Below are 17,261 nucleotides of genomic sequence, written 5' to 3' on the forward strand. Positions count from 1 at the left end.
GAAGTAGCCGGGTAGGCTTGGCGGCCGTCGCGGTCAGCCGCATCGATGTTAAGTGCCTTGACATGGGGGGTTCGGGGGAATGGCGCGTCCAACGGGGTGGGACATTCTGGGGCTGGATGGGGATCCGACTCCGGGTGTGGTGGAGTCGGTGCAGGCGTTGGCGAAGCAGTTCGGGGACTTCGCGCATGACGTGGAGTCCGCGTACCGGAGCCTGAACAGCTTCGGTTCCGACGCGACCGCGATGCAGTGGGTGGGTCAGACCGCTGATGCCTTCAAGGATCAGTTCGGCCCGCTGCCGGGGCGGCTGCAGAAGCTGTACACGTCCTACAGCGAAGCCTCCGACGCGTTGAACGCCTACGCGCCGCAGCTCCAGGCAGCGCAGTCCAAGGCTGACAGTGCCCTGCGTCAGGCCCAAGACGCGAACGCGGACCTGCAACGTGCCACCACCAACGCCAACAGCGCGGCGGCCGACCTGAAGACCGCGCAGCAGAACCACGCCGCCAGTCCCAACCCGCAGGCCGTCACCGACGCCCAAACCGCGCACGACACCGCGCAGACCAACCTGACCAACGCCAAAGCCCATCTGGCCGCGCTGGCGGCCCAGGCGAACCAGGCTCACGACGACCGCATCACCGCCGCCAAAGCCTGCGCCGGCGCCATCGGCCACGCGCAGTCCGACGGAATCCACAACAAACACTGGTGGGAACACGTCGGCGCGGCCCTGGCCGACATCGGCGGCGAAATCGCGGACATCGCCGGTGAGATCGCGCCGATCCTGGACATCATCGCCCTGGCCACCTCCTGGATACCCGGGGTGGACGTGGTCACCGCCGCGCTGGCCGAGGCCGACAACCTCGTCGCGCTGGCCGGTTCGGTGATGCAGATGGCCGGCGACGCGATGCAGGGAAAATGGGGCGACGCCCTCCTGGACGCCGGCATGCTCGCCGGGGCCTACCTCGGCGGCAAGGCGTTGGAGAAGTTCGGCGGCCCGATGCTGGAGAAGCTGGCCGCCCGCGGCAACAAGGACGCGGTGGGCGCCGCCGACCCGGTCGACGTCGTCTCGGGCCGGATGATCACCGCCGAGACCGATCTGAGCCTGCCCGGAACGCTGCCGCTGGTGCTGCGCCGCTCCTACTCCTCCGGGTATCTCACCGGGCACTCGTTCGGGCCGGGCTGGTCGTCCACCCTGGACATCCGGGTGGCCGTGGCCGCCGACGGAATCCGGTTCGCCGGCGACGACGCGCAGGTACTGCGCTACCCGCTGCCGACCGGGGGCGAGCCGGTGCTGCCCGCCGACGGCGCGCGCTGGGAGCTGACCTGGGACCGCGGCGCGGACGAGATCCGGGTCGCGGATCGGGCGTCGGGACTGACCCAGCATTTCGCGGTGGTCCACTTCGCCGGCGAGAACGGGCATATACGCAGCCTGACAGCGGTCACCGACCGCCACGGCAACCGTGTCGACGTCGACCGCGACGCGGCCGGCGTCCCGACCGCCGTCCGGCACAGCGGCGGGTACCACGTCCGGGTCGAGACCGAGGCGACCGGTTCGGGTCCGCGTATCAAGGCCCTGTGGATGGTCACAGAAGCGGCGACCGGAGCGGCCGAACTCGTGGCCGGCTACCGGTACGACGAGCAGGGCCGGCTCGCGGCCGTCCTGGACCCGGCCGGCGTGCCCTACCGCTACGAGCACGACGAGAACGACCACATCCGAGCCTGGATCAACCGTTCCGGATACCGCTACGAGTACGAATACGACGAAGCGGGCCGGGTCGTCCGAGGCACCGGGACCGACGGCTACCTGTCCGCCGGCTTCGTCTACGACGAAGAGCCGCGGACCACCACCGTCATCGACTCCCTCGGCGGGCGCACGACCTTCCACTACGACGAGAGCGGCCACCTGAGCCGGACCACCGACCCGCTGGGCAACGTGGCCTTCATCGAGAACGACGCCTTCGGCCGGATGCTGAGCTACACCGATCCACTCGGCGCGGTCACCCGCCTGGTCCGCGACGCCGCGGGGAACGTGGTGCGGATGGAGCGCGCCGACGGTTCGGCCTTCACCACCGAGTTCGACCGGCAGGGCCGGCCGGTCCGGGTGCTGGAGCCGGACGGCGCCGAATGGCTCCAGCACTACGACGAGCGCGGGAACCTGGTCCGGGTCCGCGACCCGCTGGGTGCCGTGACCAGCTACGGCTTCGACGAGACCGGGGCGCTCCGCTCGGTCACCGACGCCCTGGGCCACACCGTCGGCTACGACGTGGACGCCGCCGGCGTGACGGTCGCGGTGACCGACGCCCTGGGCTCGTCCTGGCGCGCCACCCGCGATGCCTTCGGCCGGCTGGTCGAGGTCGTCGATCCGACCGGCGCGCGGACCGAGACCGGCTGGGACCCGGTCGCGCGGCGTCCGGCCTGGCAGCGTTTCCCCGACGGCAGCGCCGAGCGGTGGGAATGGGACGCGGACGGGGAACTGCTGAGCCACCAGGACGCGGCCGGCGGTCTCACCCGCTACGAACCAGGGCCCTTCCACACCGTCCGGGCCCGCGTCGAGGCCGACGGCACCCGGTACGAGTTCGCCCACGACAGCCAGACCCGGCTCACCACGGTGTCCCGTCCCGGCCGCCGGCCCTGGTCGTACTCCTACGACCCGGCAGGCCGGCTGGTCTCCGAGACCGACTTCAACGGACGCACTCTCCGCTACGACCACGACGCCGCGAACCAGCTCGTCCGCCGCCGCAACGCCGTGGGCCAGGTCGTCGAGCTGAGCCGGGACCGGATGGGCCGGGTCGTGCGGCACCGCGACGAGGCCGGCAACCGCGTGGAGTACGGCTACGACGACGCGGGCCGGCTGGCGCGTGCCGAGAACGCGCACAGCAGACTGGAGTTCGTTCGCGACGGACTGGGCCGCGCGGTGTCGCAGGTCGTGGACGGCACGGTCCTGGCCACCGCGTTCGACGCCGTCGGCCGGCGCACCGAGCGCACGACGCCGTCCGGGCACCGGGTCCGGTGGCGATACGACGCCGCAGGCCGTCCGTCGACCTTGGAGCGCGACGGTGCGGCGCCGATCGCGTTCGGGTTCGACGCGGCCGGCCGGGAGACATCGCGCCGGCTGAGCCCGGCGGCCGCGGTGGCCATGTCCTATGACGAGCGGGGCCGCTTGGCCGCGCAGCAGCTTTTCGCGGACGGCGGACACAGCGCCGGCCGTCCGGCGGCCCCGGTCCTGGAGCGGGCCTGGACCTATCGCGCCGACGGCGTGCCGACCTCCGTCACCGACTCGACGACCGGCCAGAAGCGCTTCGCGCTGGACCGGATGGGCCGAGTCACCGCCGTCCAGGCCGCGACCTGGACCGAGACCTACGCCTACGACGGCGACGGGCGGCTGGCGCACGCCGCGGACAGCCGAGATCGCGACAGTCAGGACCTTGACAGCCGAGACCGCGACGGCCGGGACCGCGGCGACGGCCACGGTTCCCAGGACGCGGTCGCCGGCGAGCGCGTCTACGCCGGAACCCTGCTCAGCCGCGCGGGACGAACCCGCTACGAGTACGACGAACAGGGCCGGCGGGTGAGGGCCGTACGAAAGCTGCTGTCCGGCGGCAGCAAGGTCTGGACCTACTCGTACGACGCGTTCGACCGGCTCGTCGAGACGGTCACCCCCAGCGGCGAGCGCTGGCGCAACGTCTACGACCCGCTCGGGCGCCGGATCGCCAAGCAGCTGGTGGTCGGCGACGAGGTGGTGCGGCAGACGCGCTTCGTCTGGGACCAGAGCCGGCTGGCCGAAACCCTGCAGATCGGGACGGACGCGGCCGTCAGCACCGTCACCACCTGGGAGTACGGCCCGGGCAGCTTCACGCCGCTGATCCAGGACCAGGTCCGCCGGGCCGCCGAAGCCCCGCAGGAGGAGATCGACGCCCGCTTCTTCGCGATCATCGCCGACCTGGTCGGCACCCCGACCGAACTCGTGGCGCAGGACGGCAGCATCCCGTGGCGCGGCGGCGGCGGACGGCGCGCCGGGACGGCGTTCGGCGGCGAGTCCCCCGACGCGGACTGCCCCATCGGCTTCCCGGGCCAGTACCACGACGAGGAAACCGGCCTGGACTACAACTACCACCGCTTCTACGACCCGGAGACCGGCCGCTACCTCACCGCGGACCCGCTGGGCCTGGCCCCGGCACCGGACCCGCACGGCTACGTGGCCAACCCGCTCATCGGTGCCGACCCGCTCGGCCTGGACGTCCTGGACCTGCGAGGCAAGGGCGACCCGCGCCCCGGACGCGACCGGCCGTGGAGCATCACCCCGGGCGGACGCGGCGACGGCGGCCAGGTCGTGGCCGGACACGGCTGGTACAACACCCCCGACGGCTTCACGACGGTGCCGGACGGCACATACCTGCACTTCTACGTCCAGCACGGCGAGAAGCTCGACGACTCGGTCGGAACCAAGATCGAACGCGGCGCACGCGACGTCATGCCGGTCCAGACCTACGGACCGGGCGAACGAGTGCCGAACTACATCATCGGCCCGCCCGACGAGCTGAAGATCATGAGCGGCTCGACCACCGTCGACCAGCCGAAGCTCCTGTCGGAGCTGTTCGACGAAGGTACGATCAAGGGAGTCTGCCACATGGCAGTGTGCCGAGAGGTGGCGCTGTGACCTACTACGCCGACCTGAGCGCGTACGAGTACACCGAACTCGAAGACGACGGCGAACCGCACATGAACGTCGGCTGGCTCGCCGCGCCGCACCCGTTCCCGACGGGACCGCTCAAGGACGAGGCGATCGAACGGCTGGCCATCCTGCGGGCGAACCCGGTCAACCAGTTCCGCGGTTCGCATCCCTGCGACTTCTGCGTCGCCGAGTTCAGAGCACAGGGCCTGATCGCGGGACCGGCCCTGTTCACCGCGCTCAGAGAAGCCGGTGCTCTGGGGAACGGGGAGATCGTCATCGAGGGCCCGCGCGGGTGGTATCACGCGCCGGTGCTGATCACCCACTACATCGAGCGGCACGGATATCTGCCGCCGACGGATTTCGTCGACGCCGTGATGACTGCCTCCTAGTCCGGAGGATCGGTACCGGCATGCTCGGCGCGCGGGCCGCCGAGCAGTTCCGCGCGGAGCCGATCTCCGCGGTGAGCCGGCACAAGCCGCGGCAGAGATCGGCCCGCGAGTTCGGCCCGCGAGTTCAGCCCCCAGCGACGTCATCACCGGGCTGCGGCGCGCCGATCGTCATCCAGACCGTGTCCAGAGGGCCTGGAGAGAGGTCGGCGAGCATCGGCTCGACGGCTTCATTCCAAGGGGGATTCCCATGACCAACCTGTTTTCGTCGACCCGTTCGTCGACCCGTTCGTCACGGCGGCGGTCGGCGGCGATCGCGGCAGCCGGCGCCGTGACCGTCCTGGGCACGCTGCCGTTCGCGCAGGCCGCGCACGCCGCGTCGGGGTTCCAGCGCGCCGCGTACTTCGTCGGTGCGGACGGCAGTCTCGACGTCTTCGGCAGCAACAGCGACGGGGTCTGGTCCAAGGCGGCGCCGGTGACCCCGGCCAAGAGTGCGCCGGCCGGGGCGCCGGTGACCGCAGTGCGTGGCCCCTCGGGACGTCTGCTCGCCTATTACGTGGGCGGCGACGGGGCCGTGTACGAGTCCTGCGGTGCCGTCGGAGGGTCCTTCGCGGCCGTCACGGGATCCGGGTTCGCGCCGGCGGGTTCCCCGGTGTCGGCCACGCTCACCGGCCGCGAGGTCCACCTGACCGTCGGGTCCTCCGGCGGCTTCAGCTCCGCCTCGGACGACGACCCGCCGATGTGCGGCACCGGCGTGCACTGGTGGGGCCCCGGACCGCGCCCGAAGTGGTGGACCGTGGGGGGCGATTTCGCGACGGTCGGCTACACCGACGGCGAGGTCGGCGTCTTCCAGGCCGGCAACGACGGCGCGGTCCACGCGCTCTGGGGGACGGCCGCCGGGCAGTGGCAGGAGGCCACGCTCACCGGTACCGGTATCGCGGCCCCCGGCGCGGGCCTCGGCGCGACGGTGAGCTCGGCGGCCGGCGCGGGAATCCGCACCGCGGCCGCGAGCCCGAACGCCACGGCTCCGACGCCGGGCGCCACGTCGATCTTCTACGCCGGGCGCGACGGCCGGGTCAACGTCGAGCACCCGGCGACCGGCGGCCTGTCCGACAAGCCGGTGGCGCTGCCCGGCGACCCCGAGCCGTCACCCTGGAAGGCCCACGTCGGGGCGCTGTCGGCCGCCGACGGTACGACTCAGATCGCTTACATCTCCTCGACGGGCACCTTGTTCGTGGCCGGCACCGTCAACGGGCAATGGCAGCCGCCCAAGCAGGTCAGCAGCGCCGGGTTCGGCATCGCGGGCAGCTCGGTCGGTGTGGCCGGCCTCGGCGGCGACGACATCGACGTCATCTACTGCGGGACCCCGCCCGGCCACATCCACATCGGGCCCGGCGGACCGGTCTACACCAACCCGGCCCTCGGATCGGTGGTCGCGGGCACGGTCACCGCGGCGGCGCAGTAGCCGTCCCGGGCCGATATCCGTCAGCTCCCTCAAATACGTCGGTGGGATCGGGCGCCTTGCCGACGGGCCGGCCGGGAACGGGACACCTACCCGTTCCTGGCCAGGCCCGCGAGCTGCGCGCGAACGTCCGCGGCGGCCGGTGCGTCGAGCTCGTCGAACAGGTCCAGGGCCCGGCTCCACTGCCGCCGCGCCTCGACCGTCCTGCCGATGGCCTGATGAATGTGTCCGAGACAGTCAAGGGTCTCGGCCTCGCCGTAGCGATCCGCGGTGTCGCGCCGCGCGGCCAGGGCCTCCTCGCAGCGTTGCAGCGCCTCCTCATAGCGGCCCATGGACTGGTATGTGCGGGCCAGGTTGTCGAGCACGTTGCCCTCCATGCCCCGGCTCCCGAGGTCCTGGAAGATCTCCAAAGCCTGCCGCTGACAGGCGATGCTCTCCTCGAACCGGCCCGCATCCCGATAGCGTTCGCCGAGGTTCGCCAGCGCGATCCCGGTCCCCGGCCGGTCGCCGGACTCCCGGAAGATCTCCAAAGACTGCTCCAAGCAGGCGATGCTCTCCTGCATCTCCCCCAGCCGCCGGTAGCTGTTGCCGAGGTTGGTCAGCACTCCGGCCTCCCCGCTGCGGAAGCCGATCTGCCGCATCAGATCCAGAGCCCTGCGATAGTGGCCGATCGCCTCGGCGTACTCGCGCAGATCGTGGCGGCAGGCTCCCAAACCGACGAGGATCCTGGCCTCGGCCAACGGGTCGCCGGCCCGGCGGGCGCAGGGCAGAGCGAGTTCGTAGCAGGCGACCCAGTCGGCCCACAGACGCCTGGTCTCGAAGAAGCCCCACAGGTAGCGGGCTATCTGCCAGCCCTGATGATCGAGCCCGTATTCGCCTGCGGCGCGCACCAGCGGCACCAGGCCGGTGCGCTCGGCGTCGAGCCAGGCGAGCGCCGCGGCGCGGTCGTCGAACCGGTGGGCCGAGCGGTCCTCGGGCGACCGGTCGGCCCGGTCCAGGCGGTGCGGCCGGATCAGTTCCTCGGCGTTGTCCACGGTGAGCACGTAGAAGTCGAGCAGCCGCTCCATCGCGGCCCGCCTGGCCGACTCGGTCTCCTCAGCACGGCACTGCCGGGCCGCGAAGACGCCCAGCAGGTCGTGGAAGCGGTAGCGTCCGGCCCTGGACTGGTCGAGCAGATGGGCGTCGACGAGGTCTTCGAGTGCGTCGTCGGTGTCCCGGGCGTCGGTCCCGGCGAGCGCCGCGGCGGCCCGCACCGTGAACTCCGGCCCCGGGAACAGGCCGAGCAGCCGGAAGATCCGTTGCCGATCAGGGGTCTGCGACCGGTAGGAAAGGCCGAACGCCGCGGCGACGCTCCGGTCCTCGACACGCAGCTCCGCCAGCCGGCGGTCCTCGTCGCCGAGCCGGTCCAGCAGGTGCGCGATGCTCCAGGCCGCACGGTGGCGCAGCCTGGCGCCGGCGATCTGGACGGCCAGCGGGAGGTTGCCGCAGATCCGCACGACGGCCGCCGTCGCCTCCGGCTCGGCCGCCGGCCGGACGTCGCCGGCGGCGAGCGCGAACAGGGTCGCGGCCTCGGCGGCGGGCAGCACGTCGAGGCTCAGGAACTCGCAGTCCTGCAGGCCGGGCAGCCGCCGGCGGGCCGTGACCAGGACGAGCGATCCGGCCGAACCCGGCAGCAGCGGCCGCACCTGGGCGGCGCCGACGGCGTTGTCGAGCACCAGCAGCATCCTGCGATCGGCGAGTTCGGCCCGCCACATCGCGGCCCGCTCCTCCACCTCGACCGGGATCCGGTCCCCGGGTACACCGACCGCGCGCAGCAGTCTGTCGAGCGCGGTCGCGGCGGTCAGCGGCTCCTGGCCGACGGTGTGGGCGTGCAGATCGAGGTAGAGCTGGCCATCGGGATAGTCGTCGGCCAGGCGGTGCGCCAGGTGGACGGCGAGGGAGGTTTTGCCCACACCCGCCATGCCGTCGATCGCGAACACCCGCAGGGGCGGGACCGGCCGCGGGACCGACTGCGAGACGGGTTGCGAGACCAGCTGCGGGACGGGTTGCAAGCCGGGTTGCGAGACCGGCCCGAGCCCCGGGCTCCGGCCCGATCGGCCGCCGGGGCGGTCGATCGAACTCATCACCCTGATCATCTCCTGGTCCCGCCCGATGAAGCCCTCGATGTCCCGGGGGAGGTTGCGCCGTGCGGCCGCGGGCGCTCGCACCGTCGTTTCAGCGCGTGCCCCGAGCGTCAGCGCGGGGTCGGCGACGACGATCCGCTGACGCAGCTCCCGCAGCGCCGGTCCGGGGTCGAGGCCGAGCTCGCGGGCGCACGCCTCGCGGGCCCGGTCGAAGGCCGCGAGGGCGTCGGCCTGGCGGCCCGCGCGGTAGAAGGCGAGCATGAGCTGCGACCAGGCGCGTTCCCGCAGGGGGTGCTCCCCGGTCATGGTCCGCAGGTCGCCGATCACCGCCGCGTGCCGGCCCCGCGCCAGGATCACGTCGATCCGGTCCTCGACCACGCCGAGCCGGACCTCGGCGAGCCGGTCCCGCTGGGTGGCGGCGAACGGTCCCGGCACGCCGCCGAGCGCGGCGCCGTCGAAGAGCCCGAGCGCTTCGTCGTAACAGCGTTCCGCCTCCGCGAGATCACCGGCGCCCACCGCGGTTCGGGCCGTCTCGACGCACCGTTCGAAGCGCGCGAGGTCTATCGCGTCGGACGCGGCCCGCAGCAGGTAGCCAGATCCGCGCGACTCGATGACCCGTCCGGGCGAGCGGTGCCCGCGCCCGGGTTCGAAGGCCCGGCGCAGCCCCGCGACGTAGGTGTGGACGCCGCCCTCGGGCCGGTTGGGCAGATCCTCGCCCCACAGCGCGTCGATGAGTTCGGCGCGATAGACGACGTGGTTGCTGCGTAAGGCGAGCACGGCGAACAAGGCGCGCTGCAACGGCGGGCCGAGCTCGATCTCGCGTTGCCCGGCGAACGCCCGCAGTGGCCCGAGCACTCTGACGGCGAGTTCCTGGTCTGGTGCCGCGTCCACGGATGTCACCCCAGGACGCGACGATACTGGCGCCGATCCCGACGCTTCAACCAGCGAGCACAAAGGCATCCAGACGTTATGCAGAGCACGGTGTCAGCATGGCCCGGCTCGGCGTATCAGAGGCTCGGTGTATCAGAGGTCTATCAAGGTCTATCAAGGGGGAGAGGCACAGTGACCGGGGGAACATCAAAGAATCGCAGGCGATGGCGGATCGGGGCGGCGGCGCTTCTCGCAGCCCTCGGAATCGCGGCGGCACCGCTGTCGGCGGCAGCAGCGGGACCGGCGGCGAGACCGGCGGTGGCACCGGCGGCGACGAAGCCACCGGCGAACGCCTATTTCGTGGCGTCGAACGGCACGGTTTACGGCTACGGCCGCAACATCGACGGGACCTGGCTGCCGGCCGCCCCGGTGGGCACCAGGATGACGGCCCCGCCCGGGGCACCGATCGCCTCGACCCGGCTGTCGGACGGAACGCCGCTCGCCTTCTTCGTCGGGGACGACGGGGCGATCTGGGGCGGCTGCAGATCCCTGTGGCGCATGACCGTGGCGAATCTCCTGAAGCCCGGCACCCCTGTGACCGTGGCGATCACCCCGAACGCCACGATGCTCCTGTTCTCCGACGACAAGGGCCAGTGGTCCGACATCCGCGTCGAGTCGGAGATCCACCACCCCTGCGACGTCCCCTCCGGGCCGCTCCCGCCGATCAGCACCGAGTCGGTGTCGGGCACCGGGCACGTCCCCGGCGGCACCATCGCCGCGGCCGGCCTGGCGGACGGCGAGACAGGCGTGTTCGCGGTCGACGTCAACGGAGCCGTGCACGCCGCCTGGCGCGACCCGAGCGGAAAGTGGAGCGACACGACGCTCACCGCGAACGGGGCCTCGCTTCCGGGCGGCGGCATCGCGGCAACCGTGTCGGCGACCGACGGCAGCGTGACGCTCTTCTATTCCAACCGCGCCGGCCAGGTGGTCCTGGCCCAGGTCGCCGAGGGAGGGGGCCTGCGAGCCGACCCGACGCCGGTCCCCTGGGCGGTGGCGAAGATCCCCGAGGGCGCCGCGCTCGCAGCCGCGAGCAGCAGCCTGGGCAACGACATCTCGTACATCGCGCAGGGCGGCACAGCCATCGATCTCCAGACCGACACGGCCGACCAATGGAAGAACGCTGTGACGCTGAGCCCGGCCGGCTTCGCGAAGGACGGCAGTCCGGTCGCGGTGACGGCGAGCGCCGGCGAGGTCGACGTCTACTGCGGCACCGCCCCGGGCGCCCCCGGCCACTTCGGCGTCCCACCGCACATCGGCGGGGACGTCAGCTGGCGGGCAGCCGGCGTCGCGGGCCTGATGCCGCCGCTGGGAGGAATCGCAGCCTCCTGATGATCCCGAAGGCGTCCACGGGCCGCCGACGGATCTGAACGGATCTGATGGGCGTCGGAGCTTCAGGGTGAACATGCGAGGGCATCGCCTCGATCACACACCTCGGTCACAGCCGTGCGTGCGTGGCGATGTCCTCGCTGAACGCCTTCAGCAGGTCCGGCGTCGCCGTCGGTCGGCATTGGGCGACGGCTGTGAGGTAGTCGCGGGTGGAGGCGCCGGGCAGGCCGTCGTCCTGCGCGAAGACGGCCCGTTCGAACGCGGTCTGCGCGGCGATGCGCGCGGCGTGGCCGATGTCGGCGGGGCTGAACCCGTCGCTGGCCGCGACCAGCGCGGACAGGTCGACGGTGTGCTGCGAGGAGTCGGCGTGGTGCGCCCACATCGCCTCGCGGGCCGCCGCGTCCGGCGGGCCGATCGGGATGACGTAGTCGAACCGCCCCGGGCGCAGGAACGCCGGGTCCAGGGCCCGCACCGAGTTGGTCGCGCACACCAGCAGCCGGCCGGAGTGCTCCCGGAAGGCCGGAATCAGTTTGAGCAGCTCGTTGGTGACCCCGTGCGCCCCGGAGGACGGCACGCCGTCGCGCACCGCGGCGATCTCCTCGACCTCGTCGATGAAGACCACGACCTGCTCCAGCTCGGCGAGCGACGCGAACGCCGCGCGCAGCGCCGCGGCCAGGTTCCCGCCGTCGGCCAGCCGGGACGGCAGCAGCTCGACGAACGGCCAGCCCAGGCGTGAGGCGATGGCCCGGGCGAACGTCGTCTTGCCGGTCCCGGGCGGCCCGAACAACGCGATCGCGCGCGGCGGCGCGACCCCGTGCCGGGCCGCGAGCTCGGGTTCGGCCAGCGGCAGCACCACGCAGCGCTCGATCAGGCTCCGCTCGGCCGCCATGCCCGCCAGCCTGGTCCACAGATCGCTCGGCAACGTACGCCCGCCCAGCCGCTCCAGCGCGTCGGCGCCGGCCACGGCGACCGGCTCGATCCGTTCGAAGTAGGCCACCGCGGAACGGCGCTCGTAGCCGGCATTGCGCAGCCCGTCCCCGAGTGGTTCCTCCTCGGGCAGGATGTAGGCGATGCGGCGGACGCGGCTTTCCACCAGCCGCCGCTCCAGCTCGAACAGCAGCCCACTGACAAGCCCCCGGCCCCGCCACGCCGGCTCGACGGCGATCCGCATGATCCACGCCCGGTCACCGGTGACGGTCGCGAGCGCCGCGCCGATCACCGTCCCGCCCTGTGTGACGACCGCGGCGGGCTGCCGGGTGGTCAGGGCATTGATGCACTCGCCCAACGAGAACACAGACTCCTGACCCAGCGGTGCGGTGGTGTCCATCAGATGCACGACGGCCGCGAGGTCCTCCTCGCGGTACTCACGGATCAGCCAGTTCACGGATATCGGACTCCCCATCGCCGCACGCATGGTCTCTGTGCGCAGAACGTAGGGGACACGATGAGAGCGGCGGAACCAGCCGGAGTGGCCAGCGACATGGGGTAACGGCGACAACGTGTAGGGCTGCGCTTTGCGTGCGGCCCTGGCAGGCGGTTCGCCCACCAGGGCCGGCTGGGCTGGCTGGGTCGGCTGGGCCGGCTGGGCCGGTCTCAGCGCCGCGCGCTCATGCGGTGATCGCGAACACGTGCAATTGGCCCTGGTTGGCGGAGCTCGGCAGGGTCACGCTGGCGACCGTCTTGCCCGCGGTCAGGGAGATGGCGCTGGTGGCGAACACCTTGGTGCTGACGCTGTCGCGGCCGCCGGAGGTGGTGTCGCGGTAGGCGGTGCTGATGGCGACCGTGTTCCCCGACTGGACCGAGGCGCTCCCGCCGTTGAGCGTCCAGTCCGAGAACGACAGCGTCACGTTCTGGCTCGTGCCGTCGGTGAAGTTCACCTTCGCGGTCCCGTGGGAGGGTCCGTTGGTGGCGGCGCCCAGGAAGGCGATGCTGCCGGAGTTGCCCGCTCCCGATATCGCGACCGTCTGGCCCGCGGCCTGGTAGTTGTCCGCGGTCCCGGCGGCCACGTTCGGCCAGGTGAAGGCCTTCCCCGACGCGGTGATCCGGGAGCCCGGGCTGACGCCGGCCGCCGCGAGGGCCTGCGCCGAGTAGGCCCAGCCGACGCCGTCGAAGTTCGGTCCCGACGAGCCGTCGCTGGCGATGCCCGTGTTGTTGTACGACGCCGTGCCGCCGCCTCCGCCGGTGTTCTTGTAGAGGGCGCTGCTGCCGTACAGCGCCTGGGTGAACGACGAGATGTATGCGCTGGCGTCCGTGTCGGGCAGGTTGTAGGTGTTGAAAACGCCGTAGCCGTTGCTCACGGTCTGCTGCGCCAGGCTGGTCGCGGTCGACGACGAGGTGTTCTGGATGTCGATCGCCGCCGGGGCGAGCTGCGCCTTCGTCAGGCCGGGCACGCCCGGCACCCCCCACGTGCCGTAGTACGGGTTCCAGCTGTAGTTGATCAGGCTGCCGACGTTGATCCCGTTGTAGGACAGCGAGGTCGAGGCCGGTCCGATGTAGTACAGGGAGATGATCTTGTTCGGCAGGTCGTTGCGCAGCGCCTGGACCAGGTAGGGGAACGACCACGCGTTCGGCTGTCCGGTGCCGTTGTTGCCGTAGTCGGCGTATTCGTCGTCGAAGTCGATGCCGTCCAGGCCGTAGGTGGCCACGGCGTTGGACAACAGCGTGGCGAACGCGGCCGCGCTCGCCTGGTCGGGGAAGTTGGCGAAGCCGGCGCCCTGGTGGTTCCCGAGGATGGACAGCAGGACCTTGATTCCCTTGGCCTGCAGCGGTCGGATCTCGGTCGCGGCGTTGTCCAGCACCGCCTGCACCTGCGGATTGAAGTACAGGGTGGCCTTGGTGCCGTCGTAGTTGATGTTCGCGGCGAAGATGATGGCGATGTCGAACACGTTGGCCCCGTTGGAGGCCAGGGTGTAGTTGCCGGCGCTGGTGATGCTGTTGGTGTTGACCTCGACGTAGGCGGTCGTGATCGGACCGGACTTGGTGGCGGCCGGGGCCGCGGCACCGGCGGCCGCGGCGGCCGGGGTGCCCGCCTGGGCCCGGACCACGGCCCCGGACGTCCCGAGGACGGCGGCGGCGAGACCGGCGTCGCGCAGCAGGCGGCGGCGGGTGAGCTGCGGACTGTCGTTCATTGACACATCTCCTCTGATCCAGGTCTGCTCATGGTCGGTGCGAGTGCCGGTGGTGCCGCCGAGGGAGATAAACCGCTCAAGCATGGGCACTATCCACCCGGTGGAGGACCGGGTCAAGAGCCTGATCCGGCTGGGATTCGTTGCGATCCCGGCCGACGTCCGGCGGTGGGAGAACGGCGACCGGCGAGGTGCGACACGGGGCGTTCGGGTAGCGTGCCACCGTGACGACACCCGAGTCCCCGCTCGACCGCACGCCCGACGGTAAGCCGGGAGGTCAGCCCGGAAGTCAGCCGGGAGTTCCGGCCGGCTCCCCGCTCACCCAACGCACCCAACGCACCCAACAGATCGTCACCGCGGGCGTCCTCGGCGCCCTCGGCGGCGCCGCCCTCGGCAGCCACCGCGGCCGACGCGGGACCGTGTTGGGCGCGCTCGCCGGCGCGGCCGGCCTCGGCGCGGTCGAGGCCGTGGCCCGGGCCCGGCAGCGGCCCGGGCAGATCCCGGCGTGGTGGGCGCGCGTCGCCGCCAGCGGCGCGATCGCGGCCCCGGTCGGCTGGGCCGCCGGCCGGGCGACGGGCGCCGGACCCGTGGTGGTCGGCACCGCGGCGGGAGCCGTCGCCGGAGGCCTGGCCTTGCGCCCGCAGAAGGTCGCGCTCGGACCGGTGCTGGGCGCCGCGATCGGCCGCGGGCTGGCCACCCGGCCCGGACTCAGGGCCCCGGCGGTGGTGGCCGCGGCGGCCGTGGTGGGTTTCCGCGCGGTGTCGGCGCTGGTGTTCCGCGATCCCCAGGTCAGCCTTCTGGCGGAGCGTGTCACGGCGCGCGACCTGCCGTTCGTCGTGCCCCTGGAGTCGCGCACGCGGTACGTCGGCACCGGATACGTGCGCGACCTCGCGGAAGTCCTCGGCGGCGTCTACGTCCCCGACACGAAGGACGTCGGCATCGTCGCCTCCCTCGACGAGCTGGAGGGTCCGGACTTCGCCCCGTCGAAGGCCGATCCACTGGTGCGCGAGTTCTACGAGCACACCACCCGGTTCACCTTGGACATCGTGCCGGAGTGGCGCACGTGGGTCCGTCCGGGCTACCTGCTCTACCGCACCCTGCTGGCCCGCCCGCTCGGCCAGGCGAACGTGCCGATGAACCAGCGCGAGACGCTGCGCGGGATCCGCAGCCGCATCGACACGATCGTGCACCCGGACGACGACATCGTGGCGGTGCGCGGCTGGATCCGGTCCTTCGCGGACAACGACGAGCCGATCTACATGGGCATCTACACCACGTACCGGAACGCCGGGCGCGGGTATGTCAGCGTCGGCTTCCCGCTGCCGCAGGCCAGTTTCACCGCCACGCTGCTGCCGAAGGCCCGGCCCGACGGCGGCCTGGTCCTGACCAGCCGCAGCGACCTGGACCAGCCCGGCCACTACCTGACCTACATCGACTCGGAGTCCCGCGAGCTGACCAGCGCCGCGGTGCATGGCTTCGCCGAGCAGCTGGACGTCTACGTCCGGGACGGGGAACTTCGCGCCGAGCACGCCTTCTGGGTGTTCGGTCTACCGTTCCTGGTCCTGCACTACCGCATCCAGCGCAAGCCGAAGGCCGGGCACTAGGCGATGCGCTCGTACCCGTCGATACTCGTGCCATGCAGAGGGCGGTGCACGCCGAGTCGGGCCTGAGGAAGGCCACCTGGACGGATCAGGACCTGGACACGTTGTCCTGGGACTTGTGCCAGATCCACGCCGTCGCCATCACCGACGATGAGGGCCCGCCCGACGGCTTGACCCCGGAGGAGTTCCTCGAACAGGACGACCTCGACGACACCGCGCCGTCAGCCCTGAGGCTGCACCTCGACCTCGACTACATCGTGCGCCGGGTCGAGCCGCCGACGCCCTTCCGGGACGTCGAGTTCTGGGTCTCACCGGCCACGCTGGTCTTCGACTGCGTGTGGTCGATATCCGGCGATCTGCACGCTCTCCACCTGCCGTTGCAGATGAGGAGACTGCACCAGCAGGGGCCGACGATCCCCCTCGACGAGAGGCGCTGGCACCTGGAGGGCGACGGCTTCGACCTGAGGTTCGGGGCCTGGAACTTCACCCTCCACCTGCGCCGACCACCGCAATACGGCAGGCGGGTGCTGCGGATGGCCGACCGCGGCGGGATCAGCTTCGAACCGCGCTCCTTCGCCTAGGCCGTGCCATCCCGCCGTGATCAACGGGATCTTGTGGCGGTTCAGGACCGGCTGTCCGCGCGCTACGACAAGCTCAGCACCCGCGACCAGGCCGGAATCCACCTAATCTCCACCATCACCTGGCTCCGCACCCTCTGAATCAGCGGCGGCGTGTCGTCACGCCCACCACTCCCAGGCCTGGAACAGGTCGAACAGCCCTGGGTCCCCGTCGAGTCGCAGGGAGTCCAGCGGGATGCGGTCGTACAGGAACAGGACCAGATCACTGGCCGTGCCGTGGATGGACAGGCCCGCCGCGTCCGGGTCCTCGCCGGGAGCGGGCAGGCGGGTGGTGCGCGCACCGTCGCCGTCGACCGTGTGACGCCAGGAGCGGCCCTCGGTGGCGTGGAGGTCGAAGGCGGTGGGCTTGTGCGGCCAGGGGCTCGTCGTGAAGCAGGTGATGAACAGGTTCTCCTCGACTCCGTCGAGTGCCACCTCGGTCGGCAGCGGCTGCGGGGCGCCCACGGCGACCTGTGCGTCGTACGTGTGCACCGCGATCTCCTGGACCTGGTGCCGGGCGACGGAAGCGCAGGTGTCCGTCAACTGTGTGGCGCCCCACCCGGTCCAGCAACCGCCGTCCGGGTCGGCCGCCCGCAGCGCGTCCAGCAGCTCCTGCGTCGTCGCGGCCAACCAGGCCAGCAGCTCCTCGCGCTCCCGGGGGGCCGGCACGGTGCGCTCGGCGACGGCCTCGGCCGGGGCGGCGTCGGCGGGTCCCGCGGCGACGGTGGCGGCCCGGAAACGACGCCCCTGACCCAGGTGCTGCGCCAGATCGAACAGCGTCCACCCGGGGCAGGTCGGCACCGGCACGTCGAGGCTGGGCGCCGAAGCGATCACGGCGCGGAAGGCGGTCGCACGTTCGTCGATCAGCCGCAGCAGATCGGGAAACTCCAGAGTCTTATGCACAGCGGCAGTTCTATCATCGTGATCCACTTGCCCGGCAGCGGTTTTCCCAGCCGGTACGGCAGGCGACTCCGGCCCGGGCGAACCAGCTCGGCCTTCTGCCCATGGTGTCTGGCCAGAAGTGT

General features: G+C 71.7%; 10 protein-coding genes and 1 pseudogene. 6 read left to right on the plus strand and 5 right to left on the minus strand.

All coding sequences use genetic code 11. The features are described from left to right. The first annotated feature begins 79 nt into the window (after nucleotides 1-79). The 3 genes from GWK61_RS08230 to GWK61_RS08240 all read left to right on the plus strand — a co-directional run bounded on the left by GWK61_RS08230 (nucleotide 80) and on the right by GWK61_RS08240 (nucleotide 6,517). Entirely contained in the window at nucleotides 80-4,651 is a 4,572-nt protein-coding gene (locus GWK61_RS08230) for a putative adhesin (protein WP_194906691.1), read from the plus strand. After that, a complete protein-coding gene (locus GWK61_RS08235) occupies nucleotides 4,648-5,055 on the plus strand; it encodes a DUF7919 family protein (protein ID WP_194906694.1) in 408 nt (135 codons plus the stop codon). Before GWK61_RS08230 ends, GWK61_RS08235 begins: the two co-directional genes overlap by 4 nt. Nucleotides 5,056-5,302: 247 nt before the next feature. Then, nucleotides 5,303-6,517, plus strand: coding sequence for a hypothetical protein (locus GWK61_RS08240; RefSeq protein WP_194906695.1), 1,215 nt, complete (start codon nucleotides 5,303-5,305; stop codon nucleotides 6,515-6,517). 86 nt (nucleotides 6,518-6,603) lie between these two features. Here GWK61_RS08240 and GWK61_RS08245 read toward each other — a convergent pair whose 3' ends face one another. Further along, nucleotides 6,604-9,528: an AfsR/SARP family transcriptional regulator gene (locus tag GWK61_RS08245; protein ID WP_194906697.1), complete on the minus strand. Its 2,925-nt coding sequence runs from the start codon at nucleotides 9,526-9,528 to the stop codon at nucleotides 6,604-6,606. Between the two features lie 339 nt (nucleotides 9,529-9,867). Between GWK61_RS08245 and GWK61_RS08250 the strand changes: the two genes are divergently transcribed. Next, on the plus strand, nucleotides 9,868-10,896 hold the full coding sequence (locus GWK61_RS08250; RefSeq protein WP_194906699.1) for a PLL family lectin: 1,029 nt from the start codon (nucleotides 9,868-9,870) through the stop codon (nucleotides 10,894-10,896). Nucleotides 10,897-11,002: 106 nt separating this feature from the next. Here the strand turns inward: GWK61_RS08250 and GWK61_RS08255 are convergent, their stop codons facing one another. The 3 genes and pseudogenes from GWK61_RS08255 to GWK61_RS60635 form a co-directional block, all read right to left on the minus strand. Beyond that, nucleotides 11,003-12,277: an ATP-binding protein gene (locus GWK61_RS08255; RefSeq protein WP_323747459.1), complete on the minus strand. Its 1,275-nt coding sequence runs from the start codon at nucleotides 12,275-12,277 to the stop codon at nucleotides 11,003-11,005. Between the two features lie 223 nt (nucleotides 12,278-12,500). Continuing rightward, complete coding sequence (locus GWK61_RS61670; RefSeq protein WP_499699989.1) at nucleotides 12,501-13,106, minus strand: beta-sandwich domain-containing protein; 606 nt, start codon at nucleotides 13,104-13,106, stop codon at nucleotides 12,501-12,503. Then, a pseudogene (locus GWK61_RS60635) lies at nucleotides 13,080-14,021 on the minus strand (endo-beta-N-acetylglucosaminidase H); the annotation flags it as partial. The pseudogene GWK61_RS60635 and the gene GWK61_RS61670, both read right to left, overlap by 27 nt. 344 nt (nucleotides 14,022-14,365) lie before the next feature. On the opposite strand from GWK61_RS60635, the gene GWK61_RS08265 reads away from it, so the two are divergent. Next, the gene (locus tag GWK61_RS08265) at nucleotides 14,366-15,622 is read left to right on the plus strand and encodes a hypothetical protein (RefSeq protein WP_194906765.1); all 1,257 of its coding nucleotides are present in this window, start codon (nucleotides 14,366-14,368) and stop codon (nucleotides 15,620-15,622) included. A 32-nt stretch (nucleotides 15,623-15,654) separates the two neighbouring features. After that, nucleotides 15,655-16,200, plus strand: coding sequence for a hypothetical protein (locus tag GWK61_RS08270; RefSeq protein ID WP_194906702.1), 546 nt, complete (start codon nucleotides 15,655-15,657; stop codon nucleotides 16,198-16,200). A gap of 156 nt (nucleotides 16,201-16,356) precedes the next feature. Here GWK61_RS08270 and GWK61_RS08275 read toward each other — a convergent pair whose 3' ends face one another. Further along, complete coding sequence (locus GWK61_RS08275; RefSeq protein ID WP_194906704.1) at nucleotides 16,357-17,139, minus strand: maleylpyruvate isomerase family mycothiol-dependent enzyme; 783 nt, start codon at nucleotides 17,137-17,139, stop codon at nucleotides 16,357-16,359. Between the last annotated feature and the right edge of the window lie 122 nt (nucleotides 17,140-17,261).

The sequence above is a fragment of the Catenulispora rubra genome (genome assembly GCF_015356825.1).
Classification (GTDB): Bacteria; Actinomycetota; Actinomycetes; order Streptomycetales; family Catenulisporaceae; genus Catenulispora; species Catenulispora rubra.